We start from the raw sequence: 15,739 nt of genomic DNA on the forward strand, positions 1-15,739 counted from the left end.
GGAAGACTTAGAAGTTGTACTGCAGGGCCACGGCGACCACGTCGTCGGTGTTCTTGCCCAGCGAGTTGGTGTGGGTGCCGTTGACGTTGTCCAGCAGGTTGATCTTGTAGTCAACGTAGGCGTTGAAGTTGTCGGTGAAGTTGTACCAAGCACCGATGGAGACGTATTCGGTGGCGGTATCATCGATGCCGCGAGCGTTGTCCTTCACGTCGGTACGCAGGTAGGCCACGGACGGCTTGAACTTGCCGAAGGCATACTGGGCCACGGCTTCGTAGCCATCCATCTTCTCGGCGTAACCGTTGAAGGTGCTGACGTACATGTGGTCTTCACCGTGGGAGTAGGTGGCAGCCAGGTAGAGGTCGCCGACGGCGTACTTGGCGCCCACGCCGTACAGTTTGGCGTCGCTGTCGCCACCGAAGGAGGCGTTGGCAGCCTGCTCGTCGGTCTTGCCGGCCTGGTTGTAGGCGGCACCCAGGCTCAGGCCCATGTCGAAGTCATAGTTGGCGGACACGGCGAAGCCTTCGGCGGAACCCTTCGGATTCCAGGTGCTGTTGGTGCCAGTCAGGTTGGAGCGATCGGCGTTCTGCGGATCGTTGTTGCCGGTGAACTGGGCACCCAGGGTCAGGCCCTGATAGGTGTAGATGTACTGGGCCAGGCCATTGGTACGACCGGTGCCGAACACTTCGGTGTCCTTGCCCAGGCCGTCACCACCCCACTCGGGCAGCACGTCGGTGTAGTTGTTCACGGCTTTGGTGAACAGGCCGTCCTGACGACCGTAGCTGAAGGCACCGAAGCGATCGTGCTTGATGCCGGCGTAGGCATAACGCAGCTCGTCATTGTCGGAACCTGAGGTCGGCAGGTTGTACTCGGCAAAGCCGAAGGCCTGCATCTCGGGGGCAATCTTGGTTTCGCCGGCGATGTGCAGACGCAGGTAGCTGGCGTCGCCTTCAGAACCGTTGTCATCAGTGCCGTAGTACATGCCCTGGGCGCGACCACCGATGTCGAGCTTGGTGTCGTTCTGGTTGTAAACGGTCGCGGCTTGCGCACCACCGGCCAGCAGCAGGCTGGAGATGGCCATGGTCAATGCTGTTTTTTTCATTGTTCGTTCCTCTGGTGTAAACACTGTCGGACCTGTGCTCGGCCCTGTTGATCGGTTTCTGTTCCGATAGCCCAGAGTAGCCCTGCGAACCTTGATAGAAACTGAAGCGGACAAGGATTAATTAATGGTTTGACCAGAAAGGCAGGCATAAAAAACGGCCCAGAGAGGGCCGTTTGAACATTTGTGGAATTAAATGCTGTTTAGAGCATCATGCCACCGAAGAAGAAGCCGAGCGCCACGGCGATGGCGATGGTGGCCACACCCGGTACGAAGAAGGGGTGGTTGAACACCGCCTTGCCGATGCGGGTGGAACCGGTGTCGTCCATCTCGACCGCGGCCAGCAGGGTCGGGTAGGTGGGCAGCACGAACAGGGCGCTCACGGCGGCGAAGGAGGCGATGGCGGTCAGCGGGCTGACACCCAGTGCCAGGGCGGCCGGCATCAGGGCCTTGGTGGTGGCGCCTTGTGAGTAGAGCAGCATGGCGGCGAAGAACAGCACCACGGCCAGCAGCCAGGAGTACTGGTTCAGCAGGTCGCCGGCGATGAGCTGGATGGTATCCATGTTGCCCTTCACGAAGACGTTGCCGAGCCAGGCCACACCCAGTACGCAGATACAGGCGGACATACCGGACTTGAAGGTCGGCATGTTGGTGACCTGGGTCACGTCCAGTTTGCACACCAGAGTCATGATGGTGGCCGCGGCCAGCATGATGCCCATGATGGCGCCGTCACGGGGGATCGGCGGGTTGGTGATGAGGCCCACTTTACCGGAGATGGCGGTGGCATAGGCCATCACGGCCACGATGGCGGCGATAAAGATCCAGACCGACAGCTTGGCGTAGGGTTTGATCTCGAGCTGGGTGGTACCACGCAGCTTGATCTGCCCCTTGGCCTTGCGCTCCAGATAGACTTCATCCTGGTCCAGCGGCTTGCCCAGCATGTTGGCGACGAAGGCACCGAGGATGCAGGCGATGAAGGTGGAGGGGATGCAGATGGCCAGCAGGGTCAGGTAGTCAACACCGAACGGCTCCAGCATGCCGGAGAAGGCGACCACGGCTGCGGAGATGGGCGAGGCCGTGATGGCGATCTGGGAGGCTACGACCGCGATGGAGAGAGGACGGGAGGGGCGGATACCCTGCTCCTTGGCCACTTCGGCGATCACCGGCAGGGTGGAGAAGGCTGTGTGACCGGTACCGGCCAGCATGGTCATCAGGTAGGTGACGACCGGGGCTGCGAAGGTGATGTATTTGGGGTTCTTGCGCAGGGCTTTTTCGGCCAGGTGCACCAGGTAGTCCATCCCGCCGGCCAGCTGCATGCAGGCGATGGCGCAGATGACGGACGCGATGATCATGATCACGTCCCAGGGGATGTAGGTGACCAGCTGATCGCTCGGGATCTGCACCCCGAGGCCCCAGGTCAGCACCAGTACCCCCAAACCACCGGCAAAGCCGATGCCGATGCTGCCTATCCGGGCCCCCAGATAGATAGCGGCGAGCACGACGAGCAACTCGATTCCAATCATAGTGAACACTCCATTTTCCAGTTTTTTTAGGTTTTATTTGGCAGAAAAGCCAATTCCCGATGGGGCTGGGCAAGACCTATCGGGAACTGACTCTATGGGCCGGGATGATCCCGGCCCATTTGCTCGCTTATACGGTGGCTTCGCGGGTGTAACGCTTGGCTTTGTATTGCGGGTTCATCAGGTTCTCGATGGAGAGGATTTCGTCCAGCTGTTCGGCGGTCAGCAGGCCGCGTTCCAGCACGACTTCACGGACGTTCTTGCCGGTCTGTGCACAGATCTTGCCGACGATGTCGCCCTCGTGGTGGCCGATGAAGGGGTTCAGGTAGGTCACGATACCGATGGAGTTCAGCACGTGGTTCATGCAGATTTCCGGGTTGGCGGTGATGCCTTCCACGCACTTCTCGCGCAGGGAGATGCAGGCCTTTTCCATCAGGCTCAGGGATTCGAACATCGCCTGACCGATCACCGGCTCCATGACGTTCAACTGCAGCTGACCGGCTTCGGCGGCGAAGGTGATGGTGACGTCGTTGCCGAAGACCTTGAAGCAGGATTGGTTGACCACTTCCGGAATGACCGGGTTGACCTTGGCCGGCATGATGGAGGAGCCAGCCTGCATTTCCGGCAGGTTGATCTCTTTGAGTGCGGTGCGCGGGCCGGAGGAGAGCAGACGCAGGTCGTTACAGATCTTGGAGAGCTTCATCGCCATGCGCTTGATGGCGCCGTGCAGCATCACGTAGGCACCGCAGTCGGAGGTCGCTTCGATCAGATCTTCAGCCGGCACATAGGCGCGACCGGTGATTTCGGCCAGGCGCTTGATGGCCAGGGCGGAGTACTCGGGCGGGGTGTTGAGGCCGGTACCGATGGCGGTGGCGCCCAGGTTCACTTCCAGCAGCAGCTCCTGGCAACGCTTGATGGACTTGATCTCTTCACGCAGGGTGACGGCGAAGGCGTGGAACTCCTGACCCAGGGTCATGGGTACCGCGTCCTGCAGCTGGGTACGACCCATCTTCAGGATGTTCTTGAACTCGGCAGCCTTGGCATCGAAAGCGGCGATCAGCGCTTCCAGGGCAAACAGGGTGGTGTCGGTGCTGTTCACCACGGCGACGCGGAAACCGGTGGGGTAGGCGTCGTTGGTGGACTGGCACTTGTTGACGTGATCGTTCGGGTTGATGACGTCGTAGCGGCCTTTTTCCAGACCCATCAGCTCGAGGGCGATGTTGGCCAGTACTTCGTTGGTGTTCATGTTGACGGAGGTGCCGGCACCGCCCTGGTAAACGTCGACCGGGAACTGGTCGAAGCATTTGCCGGTGTTCAGCATCAGGTCGCAGGCTTCCACGATCTTGTCTGCAATTTCAGGACGGATGGTGCCCAGCTCGCCGTTTGCCAGCGCGGCGGCCTTCTTGGTCAGCACCATGCCACGGACGAATTCCGGAACGTCAGAAATCTTCTGAGAGCTGATCTTGAAGTTCTCGACGGCGCGCAGGGTGTGTACGCCGTAGTACATGTCGTTGGAAACTTCTTTGGTGCCCAGCAGGTCTTCTTCAATGCGGACGTTCTTGATGTCGCTCATTGTAATGCCTCAGAAATCAGATAAATGGAAACGATCCTCACCGAGTGGTCGCGAGTTCCTTACGCACGGTTCATCCTGAAGCACCACACATCGAGTGGGGCGGTTGGAGGCCTTTTTTGCCTCCTTCATTACTGGCGTCGATATTACCCCAATTGAGGTATCTGATATTAGACCTGGATCACTAAATTTGAGACAACCTCAAATAACTTGTGGTCATTAAACAGATATTGCAATCGACCGATTAACTTTGACAGAACAATGACTTCAATCACAGTCCGGCAAGCCGGTTTTTCTGCGGATCCGGCGCTGCGTCACCCTCCGCACTTGAAAAGTGCGCGCTGACCCCCATTTTAATCAACAGGAACCGATATCATGACGGGTTGGCAGCGGCATCGACGGCTGTCTGGTCTGCCGGCGGTTCATTCACATTCACCCGCACTGAGGTTGTTATGGGCAAGTTGTTTCTATTGTTGGTCGGTCTGGTGGTGCTCGAGCTCACCGTGATGATCGAGGTGGGCTCCGTGATCGGCGCCTTGCCGACTGTCGGCCTGCTCATTCTGACGGCGGTGCTGGGCTCCTCTCTGGTGCGCAGCGAAGGGATCAAGACCCTGTTCAACGCGCAGCAGAAGATGCAGCAGGGGGAGATGCCTGGACGTGAGGTGATGGGGGGCATGATGCTGGCGCTGGCCGGTCTGCTGCTGATCATTCCGGGCTTCGTGACCGACTTCTTCGGCATCCTGTTGCTGCAACCCTGGCTGCGCAACAAGCTGGCCGACAAGCTGATCGGCAGCAACCAGTTCAGAATGCAGATGGGCGGTTTTCAAAGCCGTCAGCAGCCGTTCGACGAGGTGCCTGGCAGTGACCAGCCGGGTCAATCCCCGCGCGCCGGTACCACCATCGAAGGGGAGTTCGAGCGCAAGGAGTAAGTGCTGCGCTCAATCCCGGGCCATCAGGGCTTGCCCTGATGGCACAACTGCTCGAAGCGGTGGCGGGCATACCACCAGGCCAGAGTGCCCGCCGCCAGGTTCGCCAGCAGGATCCCCAGATAGATCCCCTGTTCTCCCCCCAGTTTTGCCCCCAGCCAGGCTCCTGGCAGCAAGAAGACAAACAATCGCAAGCCGTTGAACAGAAAAGAGATGCTGGATGCCCTCACGCCATTCAAGGCGGATGCCAGCAGCATCACCATGCCCTGAAAGCCGTAACCGATGGGTACCAGGTGCAGATAGAGCACGATGAGGTGCACCACCTGCGGGTGATCGCTGAACAGATCGGCGATGAAGGGGGCCAGCAGCCAGGTCAGCGCGTAGACCGCCAGCTGGAACAGCAGGGCGAAGCGCATACAGAGCTGCAGCGCCGCTTTGGCGCGGGCCGGGTTGCCGGCGCCACAGTTTTGCGAGATGAAGGGAGCCAGCACCGAGGAGAGCGCCATCATCACGATGAGCAGCAGGGCCTCGACTCTCGAGGCGGCGCCGTAGGCGGCCACTACTTCGGTGCCCAGTCCGGCGAAGATGGTCATCAGCACCGCATTGGCCAGCGGGTTGAGCATGTTGGTGAAGGAGGCGGGCACGGCCACGTGCAGCAGGGCGCGCCAGTGGGCCAGCAGCTGCGGGCGCGGGGATAGGCGCCAGCGCAGCAGGCCCTCGCGGTGGCGCAATATATAGAGGCTGACCAGCATGGCCATCAGCCAGGAGAGGGAGGTGGCGATGGCGGCGCCGCGGATCCCCCACTCGGGAAAGGGGCCAATGCCGAAGATGAGCAGGGGATCCAGCACGCCGTTGACCAGCCCGGCCACCGTCATCACCAGGCTCGGAGTTTTGGTATCGCCGGTGGCCCGGATGGCGGCATTGCCCACCATGGGCAGCACCAGCATGGGGACGGTCAGATACCAGATCAGCATGTAGTCGTAGATGAGGGCGATCAGCGCATCGCTGGCACCGAGCAGCCGGAACAGCGGGTGTATGGTGAGCGCCCCCGCCACGGCGATGAGGGTGACCAGCAGCACCGCCAGGAACAGGTTGTCGGTGGTGATGCGGGCGGCCTCTTCATGCTTGCCCTGGCCGAGGGCATGACCCATCACGGCGGAGAGGCCGGCCCCCAGCCCCATAGCCAGCGAGGTGACCACGAAGGTGACCGGAAAGGTGAAGCTGATGGCGGCCAGTGCCTGGGTGCCCAGCATGCCGATGAAGAAGGTATCGACCAGATTGAAGGCGAGGATGGCGACGATGCCGAGGATCATGGGGCCCGTCATGCGCAGCAGTACGGACGTCATGGGGGCTGTCAGCAGGGGATTGGGTCGGGTCACGGGCTGGTCTCTGTACATCTGGCGGAGTTCTGGCTGCTGGCAGCACAAACCGGTTTCCTGACCGGGACTCGGGCGATCCATCGAAGACCTTCATAGTACGTGAAAATATTTTTTTTGTATTTGCCCTTGAAGGGTTAACAAACGTACCCCACATCGGAGACATATCTAATTTGGCCAGGAATGGCCATTCCTCAAAGCAACACAGAGACTCATTTTGGGAGAGTTATCGATGAAAATTCGTCCACTGCACGACCGCGTCATCATCAAGCGCATCGAAGCTGAAGCCAAATCCGCTGGCGGCATTGTCTTGACTGGTACGGCGGCCCAGAAGTCCACCCGTGGTGAAGTTCTTGCCGTGGGGACTGGCCGAATTCTGGATAATGGCGACGTCAAAGCCCTCGCCGTCAAGGTTGGTGACAAGGTGATCTTCAACGAAGGCTACGGTGTGAAGACCGAGAAGCTGGATGGTCAGGACGTGCTGATCCTGTCTGAAACCGACATCCTGGCGATTGTCGAAGAGTAATCCACCCCTTTCCCCCAAGAATTGATTGAAGGACTGAACAAAATGGCAGCTAAAGAAGTCAAGTTTGGCAACGAAGCCCGCATCAAGATGCTGGAAGGCGTCAACATCCTGGCCGATGCCGTCAAGGTGACCCTGGGCCCGAAAGGCCGCAACGTGGTGCTGGACAAATCTTTCGGCGCTCCGACCATCACCAAGGATGGCGTCTCCGTCGCTCGTGAAATCGAACTGGAAGACAAGTTCCAGAACATGGGCGCCCAGATGGTCAAGGAAGTCGCTTCCAAGGCCAACGACGCCGCCGGTGATGGTACCACCACCGCAACCGTACTGGCCCAGGCCATCGTCAACGAAGGCCTGAAGGCCGTTGCCGCCGGTATGAACCCGATGGATCTGAAGCGCGGTATCGACAAGGCCGTGGTAGCCGCCGTTGCCGAGTTGCAAGCGCTGTCCCAGCCCTGCGCAGACAACAACGCCATCGCTCAGGTAGGCACCATCTCCGCCAACTCCGACGAGAAAGTCGGCAAGCTGATTGCCGAAGCAATGGACAAAGTGGGCCGTGACGGCGTCATCACTGTAGAAGACGGTCAGGGTCTGGAAGACGAGCTGGCTGTGGTTGAAGGTATGCAGTTCGACCGTGGCTACCTCTCCCCGTATTTCGTCAACAAGCCGGAAACCGGTGCCGTCGAGCTGGACGACCCCTTCATCCTGCTGGTCGACAAGAAAATCTCCAACATCCGCGAAATGCTGCCGGTGCTGGAAGGCGTGGCCAAGGCTGGCAAGCCGCTGATCATCGTCGCCGAAGACGTTGAAGGTGAAGCGCTGGCGACTCTGGTGGTCAACACCATGCGTGGCATCGTGAAAGTGGCTGCCGTCAAGGCGCCGGGCTTCGGTGACCGTCGCAAGGCCATGCTGCAGGATATCGCCATCCTGACTGGCGGTACCGTGATCTCCGAAGAAGTGGGCATGGAGCTGGAAAAAGCGACCCTGGAAGACCTGGGCCGTGCCAAGCGCATCGTCATCACCAAAGAGAACACCACCATCATCGATGGCGTGGGTGACGCAGGCCTGATCGAGAGCCGTGTAGCCCAGATCCGTCAGCAGATCGAAGAGACCTCTTCCGATTACGACCGTGAGAAGCTGCAAGAGCGCGTAGCCAAACTGGCTGGCGGCGTTGCGGTGATCAAGGTGGGTGCTGCCACTGAAGTCGAGATGAAAGAGAAGAAAGCACGCGTCGACGATGCCCTGCACGCGACTCGCGCTGCGGTGGAAGAAGGCGTGGTTGCCGGTGGTGGTGTGGCGCTGGTGCGCGTTGCCGCCAAACTGACCGGTCTGCGTGGTGACAACGAAGACCAGAACGTGGGTATCAAGGTTGCTCTGCGCGCCATGGAAGCTCCGCTGCGTCAAATCGTCATCAACGCCGGTGAAGAGGCCTCCGTCATCGCCAACGCGGTGAAGAACGGCGAAGGCAACTATGGCTACAACGCCTACACCGAACAGTACGGCGACATGCTGGCCATGGGCATCCTGGATCCGACCAAGGTGACTCGTTCTGCCCTGCAGTTTGCCTCTTCCGTTGCCGGTCTGATGATCACCACCGAGTGCATGGTCTCCGAGCTGCCGAAGAAAGATACCCCTGCCATGCCTGACATGGGCGGTATGGGTGGCATGGGCATGATGTAATTCAGCCTGGGTTACCAAACGGCTCGCTTTTGCGAGCCGTTTTTTTTATGGCGACTAGACTGAGTCTATTGTCAGTGACTTTATCCGAGGTGAACATGCGTGTACTGGGTTTGATTTCATTACTGTTTTCTCTGGCCATGCCGGCAATGGCGCTGGAAACGCCGCAAGGTCCCGTCATCCTGAAGGTGACCGGCAATGTACAACCGGCGGAAGCGACCGAAGGGGTGGTCTCCTTCGATCTGGCGATGCTCAAGGCGTTGCCACAGCACGAGATCGTGACCGCCAACCCCTGGGTCGACAAGCCGCACAAATATGTGGGACCCAAGCTGGCCGATCTGCTGGCCGCCGTCGGCGCGGATGGCAAGGCGATCACCTTGACCGCATTGAACAGTTTTCAGATCAGGCTCAACTGGGATAAGGTCAAGCAATACGACCCGATTCTGGCCTGGCAAGATGATGGGGTCACCATGCGGGTACGGAATAAGGGACCGCTTTGGTTTATCCTACCGCTGGATCAATATCCCGAGCTGAAACGCTCGGAGTTTACCGACATGATGATTTGGCAATTGAATGCCATTGATATTCAGCATTGATGTAGTGGCTTCTGGGAGCACGAGTGAAAGCAAAGACCAAGGCGTGGCCTTTACTCATCGTTCTTTATCTATCCATCCTGCTGTTCACCGGGAGCACTCTGTATTGCCTCGCACAAATACAGAATGCGACCCGGGTGATGGAGAAGTATACCTATGACGTCTCCTGGGCCCTGATGCAGTTGCAACTGGAGTTGGGGCGCTTCCTCAACTCCGTCGAGATTTACCATTATGGCGGTATCGATCACGATACCCTGATGTTGCGCTACGACATCCTCTGGAGCCGCACCCCCATCCTGCTTAGCGGCCAGTTGCGTCAGAGCATGAAGGACAAGCAGAAGACCCTGCGGCTTGTGCAGTTGATCGAAAGCAATATCCGCGAGATGGAGCCCAACATCACCAACCTGAAGTCGGGAACGCCGGATTATCAGCAGATCATGATGAGGCTGTCGCCTCTGCAGGAACCGCTCTCCTATTCCCTCGCCTCCGTGATGCAGAAGAACATCAACGTCTATTCGGGCAATGACAAGCGCTTCGGCCAGTTGCGCAATGCCCTGCTGTTCATGGTATCCGGGCTGGTGTTGTCGGTGATGCTGCTGAGCGGTCTGCTGATCCGCGAGGCGCGCCGCCATTTCAGAGTGGCACGGATAGATCCCCTGACCGGGCTCTCCAATCGTCTGGCCCTGCTTGAGAAGATGGAATCCTACGCTAGCAAGGAGACGCCGTTTGGTCTGGTGCTGGTGGACATCAATGACTTTCGCGACATCAACAGCAAGTTCGGTTACAACACCGGTGACTTCCTGTTGCAGGAGCTAGCGAAACGGATGCGCGGCCTGTGTGAAAACGGTGAGTGGGTGGCCAGGCTTGGCGGTGACCAGTTCGCCATGATCCAGCGCGAGAGCAGTGATCTGCGTCAGGTGAGGGAGCTGGTAGCCCGTCTGCTGCACGCGCTCAAGCAGGACATCATCATCGACAACTATCCATTCCGGCTGGAGGTGGGCATCGGCATCGCCTTCTTCCCGATGGACAGTAAACAGGCCCAGGAACTGCTCAGCCGGGCCGAGCAGGCACTGTTCCACAGCCGCAAGACCCATGTGCCATACGTCATCTACGACAGCTCGCTGCTCAATGAGACGGCGCGTCGCAAGCATCTGGCCAGCGACATGATCATGGCGCTGGAGCACAATGCGCTCGAGCTCTACTACCAACCCATCGTCAACCTGGAAAGCGGCCGCTGCGAGGCGGTCGAGGCCCTGCTGCGCTGGCGTCACCCTGAGCTTGGTTTCATCCCGCCCAACGAGGTGATCCAGGTCGCCGAAGAGTTTCAGCTGGCCGAAAAGCTGGGTAGCTGGGTGCTGAACACCGCCTGTGAGCAGCTCTATCAATGGCAGCAGCTGGGCCTGGTGGATCTGCAGATGTGCGTGAACATCTCTCCCGGCATGTATCAGCGCAACCTGTTGAAGCTGGTGGCCAAGGCGCTGATGGACCACCATATCCCGGCTGCCAGCTTGGTGCTGGAAGTGACGGAAGACACCACCATGCGCGAGGTGAAAAACTCCCTGCAACTGATGCAGGACCTCAACCAGCAAGGGGTACAGCTGGCGCTGGATGACTTCGGGACGGGCTACTCGTCTCTCAGTTATCTGCAGAAACTGCCGGTCAGCAAGGTGAAGATCGATCGCTCCTTCATTCAGGGGATCGATACCTCCATCGAAGCGTCCGAGCTGGTCGCCAACATCTGCCGGATGGGCTCCATGCTGGGCAAGAGTCTGGTGTGCGAAGGGATCGAAACCCAGGCCCAGCTCGACGTGCTGCGCACTTTGACCGACATCCATCTCTATGGTCAGGGTTATCTGTTCAGCCGTCCCGAGCAGGCGGAGAAGGTCTATCAGACCCTGCTGGAGATGGAAGAGGAGTGGCTGGAGCGGCGTCAGCCCGACAAGGCGTATTTAATTTAGCCAAAGTGCTCATGTCTGGCCTAAGATGGCCGATAGTCTTAGGGCAGGAGGTACACCATGGATATATCTAGTTCTGCATCTGCGTCATTTGGTTCTGCATTGATGACGGCCAGCCTGGCCAAGAAACAGCAGACCCAAGAAGGTGAATCTGCATTGAAACTGCTGCAAACAGCAGCTCAATCAGCACCGGTTGCACCGACATCGGCCAACGCTTCTCTGGGAAGTAACATCGATATTCGCGTCTGACCCTAACGAAAAAGCCCCCATCTCGTCGATGGGGGCTTTTTTATGTCTGCGATATCGCAATGTCTCTCTTGGCTCAGACCGGAAAAGGGGCTGGTGCCTCGAAGGTCATTCGTTCGCCGCTGCGGGGGTGGCTGATGGTCAGGCTGGCCGCATGCAGATAAAGGTGCGGTGCCGCCGCCAGCGCATCCGGATGGGCGTAGAGGTTATCGCCGAGGATGGGATGACCCAGCTCCAGCATATGAACCCGTAGCTGATGGGAGCGACCGGTAATGGGGGTCAGCTTGATCAGACTGTTGCCATTTTCCACCTTCAGCTTCTGCCACAAGGTCAGGGCGTGACGCCCCTCCTCAAAGTCCACCTTCTGCTTCGGGCGGTTGGGCCAGTCGACGCAGAGCGGCAGATCCACTTCACCCGCATCCAGTTCCGGCTCGCCCCACACCCAGGCCAGATAGTGTTTCTCGGTTTCCCGCTCGCGGAATTGCCGGCTCAGCTCCCGGTGAGAGTTAGGATTGAGGGGGATCACCAGCACGCCTGTGGTCGCCATGTCGAGACGATGGGCGGCCGCCGCCTTAGGGTGCTGTTGCTTCACCCGATGGAGCACGCTGTCTTCATTCTCGGGGCCGCGCCCGGGGACGCTCAGCAGGCCAGTGGGCTTGTTGACCACCATGATGTCCTTGTCCTTGAACAGGATATCGAGCCAGGGTTCCAGGGGCGGTGAGTATACAAACATAGCGTCTCGCATCTTTGGTCAAAGTGGGGGCAAGCCCCCATCAGTTATGGATTACCACGATAAAAGTGCATGGCAGCCAACTCGCGTTGGGTCTGGTCGTTATCAACCAGACGATGCTTTCACAGTTTTATCAGTTATGGGTAACCACGATAAAAAGTGCATGGCATCCAACTCGCGTTGGGTCTGGTCGTTATCAACCAGACGATGCCTTCACCGTTTCATCAGTTATGAGTAACCACGATAAAGCGGATGGCATCCAGCTTGAGTTGGGTCTGGTCGATCAGGTGGTGCAATTCTGCCTGCAGATTGCGCAGATAATCCAGTTCGCTGTCGCGCACGTTCGGGTTGACTGCCTTGAGCGCCTCCAGACGATCGAGATCCTGCTGCAGAGTTTGCGCCATCTGAGTACGGGCCTGGTCGACAATATTCGCCTTCAGTCCTTCGGCAATCGCCTGGCCCTGGCCAATCAGACCGTGGATCACTGGCTGGGAAGCGGTGACCAGCTTGCTGCCCAGGTGGCGGTTGACCGGCGTCAGCTGACGGTTGAAGGCATCGAAGGCCACCTTCTCACCCAGGTTGTTGCCGTTCTTGTCCATCAGCAGCCGGATCGGCGTCGGTGGCATGAAGCGGTAGAGCTGGGGATGGGCCGCAGACTCGGCGACGAAAATCAGCTCCAACAGGATGGAGCCGACCGGCAGCGCCTTGTTTTTGAGCAGAGCTACCGAGGTGGCACCGATCTCGGAGCCGAGGATCAGGTCGATACCGCCGCGCATCATGGGGTGATCCCAGGAGAGGAACGACATGTCGTCCCGCGACAGGGCTGTGGTGCGATCAAAGGTGATGGTCATGCCGTCTTGCGGCAGGCCCGGGAAGCTCGGCACCAGCATGTGATCGCCCGGCATCAGCACCAGCGCGTTCTCACCGCGATCATCCTGATTGACGCCGATCTCGTCGAACATCTTGAGGGCGAAGGAGATCATACCGGTGTCGTCATCTTCGGCGGCCAGCTTCTCGACCAGCTGCTTGGCAGCTTCGCCACCGCTGGAGTGGATCTCAAGCAGCCGATCGCGGCCCTGTTCCAGTTTGGCCTTGAGGGGCTCGTGCAACTCGCGGGTGCGGGTCAGCAGTGCTTCGAGGGTCGCCTGCTCACCGGTGTTGGCGGCCAGCAGCTCGAACAGTTCGTCACGCACCGCTTCGAATACCGGGCGGGCGGTCGGACAGGTCTGCTCGAACGCATCGAGGCCATCGTGATACCAGAGCTGCAGGGCGCGCTGGGAGGTGCCCTCCAGATAGGGAACGTGGATCTCGACGGTGTTCTGTTGACCGATGCGATCCAGTCGGCCGATCCGCTGTTCCAGCAGATCCGGGTTGAGAGGCAGGTCGAACAGCACCAGATGGCTGGCAAACTGGAAGTTGCGACCCTCGGAGCCGATCTCGGAGCAGAGCAGCACCTGAGCGCCCCCCTCAGCTTGAGCGAAATAGGCGGAGGCCTTGTCCCGTTCCAGGATGGACATCCCTTCGTGGAAGACGGCGGCGCGGATCCCCTCGCGGGTACGCACGGCCTCTTCCAGCGCGATGGCGGTGGCCGCTTCGGAGCAGATCACCAATATCTTCTGCTGACGGGCAGAGATCAGCAACTCAAGCAGCCAGTCGACGCGCGGGTCAAACAGGGTCCAGCTGGCGTTGTCGCCTTCAAACTGCTGGAAGATCTTCTCGGGATAGAGGTAGCGCAGGGCACGGGTTTGCAGATCGCCGCCGTTGCCACCCATCATGCCCATCACCTTGATGGCGGTCTTGTACTGCTCCGGCAACGGCATGGGGTAGACGTTGAGATGACGCTCGGGGAATCCCTGAATGTTGGCGCGGCTGTTGCGAAACAGCACGCGGCCGGTGCCGTGCTGATCCAGCAGCTTGGCGACTGCCTGCTGACGGGCGGCCGCATCAGTGAGATCCAGACCATCAAGTTGGCCTGCCAGAGTCTGTTTGGCAGCTTCGCTCAGGGCCTCGCCATCCAGCAACTCCTGGGCGGCACTGGCGACTTGGCCATAGGCTTGCTCCTCGGCGAGGAAGGCTTCGTAGTCGTAGAAACGCTCGGGGTCGAGCAGACGCAGACGGGCAAAGTGGCTCTGATGGCCCAGCTGGTCCGGGGTCGCGGTCAGTAGCAGCACGCCTGGCACCTGTTCGGCCAGTGCTTCCACCATTTCGTAGGCACGGCTTGGCGCTTCCTCGCTCCACTCCAGGTGATGTGCTTCGTCGACGACCAGCAAATCCCATTCGGCTTCCAGCAACTGCTCGAAGCGGCGGCGCTTCTTGCGCAGGAAGTCGAGGCTGCAGATCACCAGCTGTTCGGTTTCGAAGGGGTTTTCCGCATCGGCAAAGGCCTCGATGCAGCGCTCCTCGTCAAACAGGGAGAAGTGCAGGTTGAAGCGGCGCAGCATTTCGACCAGCCACTGGTGCTGGAGCGTTTCGGGCAGCAGGATGAGCACGCGATGGGCGCGGCCGGAGAGCAACTGCTGATGAATGATCATGCCCGCTTCAATGGTCTTGCCGAGGCCCACCTCGTCTGCCAGCAGTACACGCGGGGCATAACGGTGGCCTACTTCATGGGCGATATAGAGTTGGTGCGGGATCAGGCTGACCCGGCCACCGGCCAGACCGCGGGTCGGATTGCGACGACGTTTGTGCTGGTTGACCAGCGCTTCGTAGCGCAGGGTAAAACGGGACATCCGGTCGATCTGGCCGGCGAACAGGCGATCCTGTGGCTTGTTGAACTTGATGAAGTTGTTGAGAAACACTTCCTTGAGGGCAACCGGTTCATCATTGTCGGTGCGAACACCTACATATATAAGCAGGCCATCTTTCTCCTGCACTTCATCGACCATCATGGTCCAGTCTTCGTGACTGGCTATCTGATCGCCCACATTGAAGCTGACCCGGGTCACCGGCGCCTCTTCTTTGGCATACATGCGGTTTTCACCGGTAGCCGGAAACAACAGGGTAACCATGCGTCCTTCAACAGCAACGACAGTTCCCAACCCCAGATCCGTCTCTGTATCACTAATCCAACGCTGGCCAAGTGCAAAAGGCATTAAACTCTCCAAAGCCCAAGAGTGTGTGAATCGCAAAGGGGCGCTATGTTACCCGAAGGCGTGAGCGTGATCACCATGGATATGGCGATGGTGGCAGCCATTTCATCCTGCTGTTGATCCTGCTCTTGTCATGCATGATTGAAGATAGATGGCGTTGACTACGGGCGAGGAAATTGCTGGATTAAGCGACTTCTTGATTGATTGTTGAGCGGTTGAACGATTTCTTCGAATTTAATGCGAATTGTCGCTTGCAAGCGTGATCCAGATCCCTATAATGCGCCTCCATCGACACGGCAAGCGGCAACGCAAAGAGCCGGGTCGGTGGCCTCGAAAAGCCTTTGAAAATAAGGCTTGACTCGAGAAGGCGGTTGAGTAGAATGCCACTCCCGCAGCAGCCAAAAGCTGCGTCGCTCTTTAACAATTTGAATCAAGCAA

Annotated in this window: 12 protein-coding genes; 6 read left to right on the forward strand and 6 right to left on the reverse strand. The window is 59.0% G+C overall.

The genetic code is table 11. The features are described from left to right. Positions 1–7: 7 nt before the first annotated feature. The 3 genes from ACB033_RS18945 to aspA all read right to left on the reverse strand — a co-directional run bounded on the left by ACB033_RS18945 (position 8) and on the right by aspA (position 4,189). A complete protein-coding gene (locus tag ACB033_RS18945) occupies positions 8–1,099 on the reverse strand; it encodes a porin (protein ID WP_025202181.1) in 1,092 nt (363 codons plus the stop codon). Positions 1,100–1,299: 200 nt separating this feature from the next. Continuing rightward, positions 1,300–2,619 carry an anaerobic C4-dicarboxylate transporter gene (locus ACB033_RS18950; protein WP_005309503.1) on the reverse strand — a complete coding sequence of 440 codons (1,320 nt, stop codon included), beginning with the start codon at positions 2,617–2,619 and terminating at the stop codon, positions 1,300–1,302. Positions 2,620–2,746: 127 nt separating this feature from the next. Further along, positions 2,747–4,189 carry an aspartate ammonia-lyase gene (aspA, locus tag ACB033_RS18955; RefSeq protein WP_005309505.1) on the reverse strand — a complete coding sequence of 481 codons (1,443 nt, stop codon included), beginning with the start codon at positions 4,187–4,189 and terminating at the stop codon, positions 2,747–2,749. 449 nt (positions 4,190–4,638) lie between these two features. Between aspA and ACB033_RS18960 the strand changes: the two genes are divergently transcribed. After that, positions 4,639–5,115, forward strand: a complete 477-nt coding sequence (locus tag ACB033_RS18960) for an FxsA family protein (protein WP_042051174.1) — start codon at positions 4,639–4,641, stop codon at positions 5,113–5,115. Between the two features lie 23 nt (positions 5,116–5,138). On the opposite strand, the gene ACB033_RS18965 is transcribed toward ACB033_RS18960, so the two are convergent. After that, positions 5,139–6,539 carry an MATE family efflux transporter gene (locus tag ACB033_RS18965; protein ID WP_139725137.1) on the reverse strand — a complete coding sequence of 467 codons (1,401 nt, stop codon included), beginning with the start codon at positions 6,537–6,539 and terminating at the stop codon, positions 5,139–5,141. 181 nt (positions 6,540–6,720) lie between these two features. On the opposite strand from ACB033_RS18965, the gene ACB033_RS18970 reads away from it, so the two are divergent. From ACB033_RS18970 to ACB033_RS18990, 5 genes are all read left to right on the forward strand, one after another. Continuing rightward, positions 6,721–7,014, forward strand: coding sequence for a co-chaperone GroES (locus ACB033_RS18970; protein WP_005309514.1), 294 nt, complete (start codon positions 6,721–6,723; stop codon positions 7,012–7,014). 42 nt (positions 7,015–7,056) lie between these two features. Continuing rightward, positions 7,057–8,691: a chaperonin GroEL gene (gene groL, locus ACB033_RS18975; protein ID WP_005309517.1), complete on the forward strand. Its 1,635-nt coding sequence runs from the start codon at positions 7,057–7,059 to the stop codon at positions 8,689–8,691. 95 nt (positions 8,692–8,786) lie between these two features. Next, positions 8,787–9,284 carry a hypothetical protein gene (locus ACB033_RS18980; protein ID WP_005309520.1) on the forward strand — a complete coding sequence of 166 codons (498 nt, stop codon included), beginning with the start codon at positions 8,787–8,789 and terminating at the stop codon, positions 9,282–9,284. 23 nt (positions 9,285–9,307) lie between these two features. Further along, on the forward strand, positions 9,308–11,239 hold the full coding sequence (locus ACB033_RS18985; protein ID WP_017785684.1) for a bifunctional diguanylate cyclase/phosphodiesterase: 1,932 nt from the start codon (positions 9,308–9,310) through the stop codon (positions 11,237–11,239). 57 nt (positions 11,240–11,296) lie between these two features. Next, a complete protein-coding gene (locus tag ACB033_RS18990) occupies positions 11,297–11,485 on the forward strand; it encodes a hypothetical protein (protein ID WP_073348952.1) in 189 nt (62 codons plus the stop codon). Positions 11,486–11,558: 73 nt separating this feature from the next. Here ACB033_RS18990 and rluA read toward each other — a convergent pair whose 3' ends face one another. Then, the gene (gene rluA, locus ACB033_RS18995) at positions 11,559–12,215 is read right to left on the reverse strand and encodes a bifunctional tRNA pseudouridine(32) synthase/23S rRNA pseudouridine(746) synthase RluA (protein ID WP_139432155.1); all 657 of its coding nucleotides are present in this window, start codon (positions 12,213–12,215) and stop codon (positions 11,559–11,561) included. 221 nt (positions 12,216–12,436) lie between these two features. Then, positions 12,437–15,304, reverse strand: coding sequence for an RNA polymerase-associated protein RapA (gene rapA / locus ACB033_RS19000; RefSeq protein WP_139725085.1), 2,868 nt, complete (start codon positions 15,302–15,304; stop codon positions 12,437–12,439). Between the last annotated feature and the right edge of the window lie 435 nt (positions 15,305–15,739).

Origin of the sequence: Aeromonas sp. S15(2024) (assembly GCF_041402265.1) — a bacterium.
GTDB lineage: Bacteria > Pseudomonadota > Gammaproteobacteria > Enterobacterales > Aeromonadaceae > Aeromonas > Aeromonas dhakensis.

Bases quoted from the DNA above. Each gene is read 5' to 3' on its own strand.
- ACB033_RS18945 (WP_025202181.1), bottom strand. From the start codon at position 1,099: ATGAAAAAAACAGCATTGACCATGGCCATCTCCAGCCTGCTGCTGGCC.
- ACB033_RS18950 (WP_005309503.1), bottom strand. From the start codon at position 2,619: ATGATTGGAATCGAGTTGCTCGTCGTGCTCGCCGCTATCTATCTGGGG.
- aspA (WP_005309505.1), bottom strand. From the start codon at position 4,189: ATGAGCGACATCAAGAACGTCCGCATTGAAGAAGACCTGCTGGGCACC.
- ACB033_RS18960 (WP_042051174.1), top strand. From the start codon at position 4,639: ATGGGCAAGTTGTTTCTATTGTTGGTCGGTCTGGTGGTGCTCGAGCTC.
- ACB033_RS18970 (WP_005309514.1), top strand. From the start codon at position 6,721: ATGAAAATTCGTCCACTGCACGACCGCGTCATCATCAAGCGCATCGAA.
- groL (WP_005309517.1), top strand. From the start codon at position 7,057: ATGGCAGCTAAAGAAGTCAAGTTTGGCAACGAAGCCCGCATCAAGATG.
- ACB033_RS18980 (WP_005309520.1), top strand. From the start codon at position 8,787: ATGCGTGTACTGGGTTTGATTTCATTACTGTTTTCTCTGGCCATGCCG.
- ACB033_RS18990 (WP_073348952.1), top strand. From the start codon at position 11,297: ATGGATATATCTAGTTCTGCATCTGCGTCATTTGGTTCTGCATTGATG.
- rluA (WP_139432155.1), bottom strand. From the start codon at position 12,215: ATGTTTGTATACTCACCGCCCCTGGAACCCTGGCTCGATATCCTGTTC.
- rapA (WP_139725085.1), bottom strand. From the start codon at position 15,304: ATGCCTTTTGCACTTGGCCAGCGTTGGATTAGTGATACAGAGACGGAT.